The organism is Actinoplanes lutulentus, from assembly GCF_003259845.1.
Taxonomy (GTDB): domain Bacteria; phylum Actinomycetota; class Actinomycetes; order Mycobacteriales; family Micromonosporaceae; genus Actinoplanes; species Actinoplanes lutulentus.
In genome coordinates this window covers 1-6,736 of record NZ_QLMJ01000039.1, presented here as the reverse complement: position 1 = coordinate 6,736, position 6,736 = coordinate 1, and the positions used below count along the sequence as shown (strand labels likewise).

The window sequence follows — 6,736 nt, the reverse complement described above, 5'->3', positions numbered from 1 at the left end:
TCGAACTCATCAGCGAACTCCTCGGATCCGACGAGGCTGTCCGGCAATGGTTCGGCGCCGGCATGCTCGAGAACGTCACGCTCGCCCTGGGCCTCGCCGACATCGACGAGCCCTGGGCACGCACCCTGCGCGGCGGCTGAGCCGTGAACACGGACCCGCGGCTGACGTTCGCCAGCAACGCGACTGACCGGCGGGTCCGGCATCGGAACGCCAGATACCGCCGTCGCGAGCGTTGACCGAAGCCGCCTGAGAGGTGCTGCCATCCAAGCGGCCCTGCAAGGACCTGCTGCAGGACGAAGCCGGCGTGTAACGACGCATCAAATCTATTATTCGCCGGTCGGCGCATGCGCCCGCGCGGACAGGCGGCTGTCGACTGGGTTCCGATCCCCAGGCGGTTACCTAAAGGTGACCGAGTAACTGATAAGTGCTTTCTTCGCCTTTTGATGACCGATTTCTTTGTTGCCGAGTACTAAAAGAGAGAGGTGCGCGTCATGGCGGTAACCCTGGTGAACCCGAGCGGGCTGCCGGAAATCCCGATCTACCGGCAGGTGTCGGTGGCGACCGGCTCGAAGCTGATCCACGTCGCGGGTCAGGTCGCCTGGGACGAGACGGGCACGACGGTCGGCGAGGGTGACCTCGCCGCCCAGGTCGAGCAGGCCTACCTCAACGTCGGCGCCGCCCTGGCCGGCGTCGGCGCGACCTTCGCCGACGTGGTGAAGCTGACCGTGCACGTCGTCGACTGGCAACCCGAGCAGATGCCGCAGCTCCTGGACGGCATCGCCCGCGCAGCGGCGAGGCTGGGCTTCACCCCGGCCGCGCCGGCGTCGCTGTTCGGCATCGTCGCACTGGACGTGCCGGAACATCTGGTGGAAGTGGAGGCGGTCGCCGTCCTCGACTGATCAGCCGACCGGGTCGTGGAAGCGGCTGCGGGATGTCTCAATGCGGCCGAGGTAGCGCTGGGTCCAGCCGCACATGCCGTCGGCCACTTGACACAAGCCATCACCGGCCCCCGGTGAGGGTGTACTCGACGCGCGGCGGGATGCGTCCGTTGCGGAGGAGACGTGCGCGGTAGTGATCCGTTTGGCGCACGGTTCAGGTCTACGCGAGCAGGTGCGACAAGACGGTAGCTCTCGTGTGGGAGAAGGACCGTAGGGCTATGTGGGTCAGGCGGCGTCAGCGTGTCGTCGGTGTTGGTCGCTTTGATGGTGCCGGAGAGCGTCGTCGAGCTGGTCTTCGAGGGTGATGATCCGGCAGACGGCTTCCAGGGCGGTGCCGCGGTCGACCATCTCCCGAGCTCGTGCGGCCAGGCGTAACTGGTAGCGGGAGTAACGGCGGTGCCCGCCGGCGGACCGCAACGGCGTGAACAGTTTCGCCTCGTCGAGTCGGCGCAGGAAGTCCGGCGAGGCGCCGGTGATCTCCGCGGCGCGACCCATCGTGTAGGCGGGGTAATCCTCATCGTCGAGCATGTCGTCCGGTTGGGCCATACAGGTACCTCCATGACGAGGGCCCCGGCGCAGAAAGCGCCGGGGCCCAGGGTTACGGGTTTACTACACCATCCACCGACAGGGTCGTCGATTTGTCGTATCCGCACCGGCCTCGAACTTCAGCGGCTTGGGGTGCGAGGATCGCATAAGCGTGACCGGAGACCACCTCACGTTCGATGGAGACTGCGGTGTCCACCCCCAGAACCGGGAACTGCGTCCTGACCGGCGGGCGATCCAACGGTGCTGAACCCTCCCTTTCCTCTGCTTCCATTACTGAATTCCTGTCGTGCCATCTGCCGGTGTCGGAGCCCCACGCAAACTTCATGGCACCGCACACGTGCGCCAGATCTGTCTTGCATCAGGCAGGGCCCCGAACCTGCATCGGCCCTGCCTGGACATGCCCTGACCTGGAATTACGTCAAGGTCTTGTCGTACCACTGCATTGTCTTGCTGGGGTGCGGTAGCGCACTCCATCGCGGTGCCGAGCGAGCCACGAACCGTCCGAGCCCTGCTTGACGCTCGGCCTGCTACGTCTGCGTCTTCAACGATCTCTGCTGTCAACGACAGAAACGTTAACCCGCTCCACCAAGAAAGTCTAGTGAGTTCACCATAGATTTTCTCGGCGCCCATGTCTCCGTTCTGGGTGAGGGCAACCCGACGCGACACCTCGGCGGGCTGCCCTCCGCAAAGGGCTTTGTACAGTGGCGACCGCAGGTGCGTGTTGGCTACGGCGTCCGGGCGGTTACCCGCCCGGATCGGCTCAGAGTGAGGTCAGGCGCCGCTGGTCGGACGCGACAACCTCTTCGGTGCTGCTGACGGCCCAGCGTTCGGTGCGGCTGTCGTAGAGAATGATGCTGCCGTCGAACAGAACGATCCGGTCGAGATAGCTGTCCGGGTCCGCAGCGGTGGTGGCCTCCTGATCGAACTCCGCGAGCGCGGGAATGACGTCAGCCAGCAGGATCGCCATCGTCATGGACGGTTCGTCGAAGGCGCGGTTGAGTTTTTCGGCGACTTCGTGCGCAGTGGCGGTCATCATGAGTCCTTCATCGTGCGCTGGAAGGTGCGATTGCGGTGCCGATGGCGGCGGTCCTGTACCCGTGATGGGCGCCGCTCATCCGCCATGTACACGGACGGTTTCCGAAGCTTGGCTGCCAGAGGGCACTTCACCGGCCAGGCCATCGGCTCGCCCCACATGGCGGTCATCGGCCTCAACCTGATCCGCAGGGCCAGTTGACCGCGCCGTTGGTGGTTGACGATGCCTGATGCGCCTCTCAAGATCTCCAGAATCGCGGGGCTCTTGTGACGCGAAGTGATCTGACGCGGGTTGTCCCCGACGTCCTCGCCGACGACATCTTGGAGACGGAAGCAGTCACCGGACGCCATGCGACCGGATTCGTTCTGCGGCTCTGGGACGCTTTCGGCAGCCCCTACGAGGACCTGCCGTGCCGGATCGGAGCGCGTTTGTCAGGAATGATCAGCGTGCGGACCGACGCCGCCAGGACGGCCACCTCGAATTCGTTGCCGCGGGCGTCGTCCCACCGGTAGCGATAGAGGCCGCGACATCAACTCACTTACAGACGTCGGGTTCTGGGGCAAAAGTTGGCAACTGTGCCCGACCACACTGATGCCCTGCAACTGCCACCCGGCCTCTCTCCCGCGCACCGCGACCTGCTCGAGGCCTTGGCACATCGCAACGCAGCGGACTACGGACCGAAGCTCTTGGGCCTGGTCTTGTCTGGCTCAGCAGGTCGGGAAATGGCGACGGAGAGGTCCGACCTCGATGTGTTCGTCGTGCTCACCAACAACGGCGGGCGCGGGCCCGAGACGAGCCGTTCCGCAACGCTGGACGAGACCATCGTGGCAATCTCTGATCTTGAGCGGGTGTCGCCGTTCGGATCTGAGGGATGGTGGTACCGCTGGTCGTTCGCTTGGGCACCGACGCTGCTGGACCACACCGAAGGGCGGTTGGCATCAGCACTTCGCCGGCAAGCCACGGTCAATGCCGACGAAGCTGAATCGATCCTCGTTGAGCATGACCGGCTGGACGGCTGGCTCAATTTCGCCTATCGCGCACTGAAGAATGACCGTGACGGACGCACGCTGGAACGGCGTCTGGACGCCGCCGAGTCGATGCCATGGCTCCTGGACGTGATCTTCACATTGGAGGGACGAGTGCATCCCTACCACAAGTATCTTCCCTGGGAGCTCCGCCGGCACCCGCTTACCCACTGGCAGGCCGAGGAGCTGCTCGCCTTGCTGACCGCCACCTTGGACGGTGACCCATCAGCGATTCGAGCGGCCTTCGCGCGTATCGAAAAGGCTTGTGCCGCTTTCGACAGCCTGATCCAGGTCCCAGTCCTCACACCTGTCATCGAGGGTTGGGGCGACGAGTTGCAGTTGCTGAGGCATTGAAACCGTAGGGCAATGGCGGCTGTGCTCGCGACTCAGCCGATCGTGGGACATGAGGACGCCCGGGCCCCACATCAGGACGGCGGTGTCGTGGATCGCGGGACGTGTCCTCACCGACGTGCAGGAAGATTCCGACCGCCTGGATGTGGTGTTTCACTTCGGCGACCTCGCATTGAAGGTCTTCCCGATACATTTCGCTCCCGGCTCCGACGGAACCGGAGGATCGGTCCACCGGGCGGCATGGTCGCCTTCGGGGCAGGTACTGATTGCCGGACCAGGCACTCTCCGCGGGGTCGAGGACTCTGCGCGCTCTGAATTGACTGCGGCGTTGACGTACGCGCGGGACTACGAAACCTCTGATGGGCGTTGATCGGTCGATCTGGGCACCCGCCGGACGTGGGCTGGCGGCAGTCCGGCGGGAGCTTCGCCGCTGCGCTGCCTCCCATGAGCTGAAGTAGAAGGCGGCGTCGTCCGGGAGTTCGCTTCTGCGATGCCGCCCGGTACCTCCGGCTGGCCCGCGATCATGGCATCGGGCGCCGAAGCGCGGGAAGGTGCCGGGTTCCGTGTGTGCGGTTTCGCCGAACTTCGTAGGCTCGACGTCGTGAAAAGGGCCCGGCCGGCATGCTCGATCCTTGGCCTGGGAGTAATCACCCTGTTGACGGCGCCGTTGTCCGCCTGCGCCCGCGACCAAGCCGAACATCGCGTACCTGAGCCCACGGAGACGCCGCCCGGGTTCGTCGCGACGCTCGGCGGATTCGCCGGACCGGTTCTCGCTCGGCTCACGGAACGTACCGGACCATGGACGGCAACGCTGGGCGAGCTGGACGACACTGGCGCGCTCTTCGTGTTCATCGCGTGTGCCGGCGGCGGCTCCGTCGTCACCACCTACGCCACCGCGTCCACGGACTCCACCACGATCACGACTCCCTGTGGCAGCAGACCTCACGAACCGGCAACTGACCCGGCAGTGGGCCGAGGCCCGATGACCATCACCGTTCAACCTGACGGCGATCAGCAATGGTCCGCTCTGATCGCCCGCAAGACCCCCGGCTGAGCGGCGCACCCGAGGGCGCATCCATGCTCACGCTGTCAGTGACACTGTGAGAAAGGATGCCTCACGCCTCCCCTAGGCCCACGGCGCGATTCGCGCATGCCGGCATCTTCCTGGATGACGAGGCGGAACCGGAGACCCGGAGACCGACCTTCGGTGAAGCCATCTGTGAAGCCCTCATCGCGGAAACACGGGAAGTGGACCGCCGAGCAGATGCGCTGCGGATTCGAGTGGCTTGAGCCGCGCATCGAGCCGTTCCTCCGTGGCCGGTCGTGGCTGGCGGTTCGTTGCCGAGGTTCTTGGCGGAACCGTGGCGCCCAAGGTGTTCGAGTCTGAAGAATCAAGGTTGTGCTGACTGCCGAGGACTACGCCTGGTTCGAGGAAACCGATCTGGGCTTGGCAGTGGCGTCCTGCCTGACGTTCGTCAAGGACGTCTCGGCGACGGAAGTGGTTCGTCGTCTGGGAGGCGCCGAGGTTGCCCGTATGGAAGGGCTGGCCCGGTTCGAGCGGTACGAGTCCGCGGTGACGACGCCTCCCGACGCCTATGACGAGGACGGGACGTACGCCGCAGGCGGTAAGAGCACTGGCCGGGAGTTCGCCGCCGTGTGTGATCAGGCCGGTGGCGCTTTCATGCTGGAGATTTACGGCTTGCTCGGCATTACCGACGGCGTCCTGCGCCGGTTGTCCGCGGGTACCTCTGTCGCGGTCCTCTACAACACCGAGACGAACGATCCACGCTTTATCTGGGCTCATGACGGCGAAATCCGGGTGGCGTTCGATCCCTATCACGCCGGGTGGCGCGACGGCAGCGACCCTGACGCCTTGCTCGCGGTGATGGAGCAACTCGGCTTCAACCTCAGCGACGAGGACCTTGACCCGAGCGACCCCCGGTGGGTCTTCGACGATCAGGCACCCCAGCGAGCACTCGCCCTGGCCCATCACCTCACCGGTGTCCCGTTCACCAACGACACCCTGAGCCAGCCGACCTTTCTCGCGGTCAGCGTGCCGGCCACCGAGGCACTGGACCTCGACGAGGCCGTCGAGGTCGTACCGCCGCTGTACTTCCACGACGTAGCTCCCACGGTCGAGGCCGTGGAAACCATGGACCTGAGCCGCATTGGACTCAGTGTCGCAGCCATCGGTGAGCCGATCACCGTCCAGCCTTTCGCGCCCTACGGCAACGACGCCGAACTGCGGTACACCATCCGCTCCGTGCAGCAGGCACCGAACGCCGGCCCGGATCCCGAAGAAGCCGACACCGTATGGCTGCTCCTCGACGTCGAGGTGGCCGGTGTCAGCGGCCAGGCTCTGGCCGCACCGCACGACCTCGCATTCGTGGCCGCCGACAGCTCCCGCTACTGGCCGATGGGCATCGGCGGCAAACAACAGCTGGAGACGACGGTTCTCCAACCCGGCGAAAAGGTTTCCGGACCAGTGCTGTTCCAGGTACCTGCCGACGTCCCAGCATTCGGCAAAATCGTCATCAAGGCCATCGACGACAACGGCGACCTACCCCTGGGCTACTGGCCCATGAACGGACCGCCCCCGCACTACGAAGGCCCGGAACGATATCCCTGGTAGACCTGCTACACCGGCTCCGGAACCAGACTTCCGCTGCGAGCACCAAGCCGTGGCTCTGTCGGTCAGTGTCAGGTTCTGTCCCTCCTTGCGTGATTGATCTTGCTTAGACGCTCAGAAAGGACCCGTTTTCGGAGCAGATCAAAGTTGGCTCTGCCGTACATCTGTCGTTTCAGGGTTTTGATGCGGTTGACGTTGCCTTCGACCGGGCCGG

6 protein-coding genes and 1 pseudogene are annotated in these 6,736 nt (G+C 64.9%); 4 read left to right on the top strand and 3 right to left on the bottom strand.

Annotated features, from left to right (window positions below):
- Positions 1-491: 491 nt before the first annotated feature.
- A complete protein-coding gene (locus B0I29_RS44955) occupies positions 492-899 on the top strand; it encodes a RidA family protein (RefSeq protein WP_111655308.1) in 408 nt (135 codons plus the stop codon).
- Here B0I29_RS44955 and B0I29_RS47350 read toward each other — a convergent pair.
- The 3 genes and pseudogenes from B0I29_RS47350 to B0I29_RS44940 all read right to left on the bottom strand — a co-directional run.
- A pseudogene (locus tag B0I29_RS47350) lies at positions 900-1,041 on the bottom strand (winged helix-turn-helix transcriptional regulator); the annotation flags it as partial.
- A 122-nt stretch (positions 1,042-1,163) separates the two neighbouring features.
- Positions 1,164-1,484, bottom strand: a complete 321-nt coding sequence (locus B0I29_RS44945; protein WP_111655307.1) for a helix-turn-helix domain-containing protein — start codon at positions 1,482-1,484, stop codon at positions 1,164-1,166.
- Positions 1,485-2,244: 760 nt separating this feature from the next.
- A complete protein-coding gene (locus B0I29_RS44940; protein WP_146617128.1) occupies positions 2,245-2,517 on the bottom strand; it encodes a hypothetical protein in 273 nt (90 codons plus the stop codon).
- Between the two features lie 575 nt (positions 2,518-3,092).
- Here B0I29_RS44940 and B0I29_RS44930 point away from each other — a divergent pair.
- The 3 genes from B0I29_RS44930 (at position 3,093) to B0I29_RS44915 (ending at position 6,525) form a co-directional block, all read left to right on the top strand.
- Entirely contained in the window at positions 3,093-3,896 is an 804-nt protein-coding gene (locus tag B0I29_RS44930) for a hypothetical protein (RefSeq protein WP_146617127.1), read from the top strand.
- Between the two features lie 598 nt (positions 3,897-4,494).
- A complete protein-coding gene (locus B0I29_RS44920) occupies positions 4,495-4,947 on the top strand; it encodes a hypothetical protein (protein ID WP_146617126.1) in 453 nt (150 codons plus the stop codon).
- A 345-nt stretch (positions 4,948-5,292) separates the two neighbouring features.
- Positions 5,293-6,525: a DUF6461 domain-containing protein gene (locus B0I29_RS44915; protein ID WP_111655301.1), complete on the top strand. Its 1,233-nt coding sequence runs from the start codon at positions 5,293-5,295 to the stop codon at positions 6,523-6,525.
- Positions 6,526-6,736: the final 211 nt, after the last annotated feature.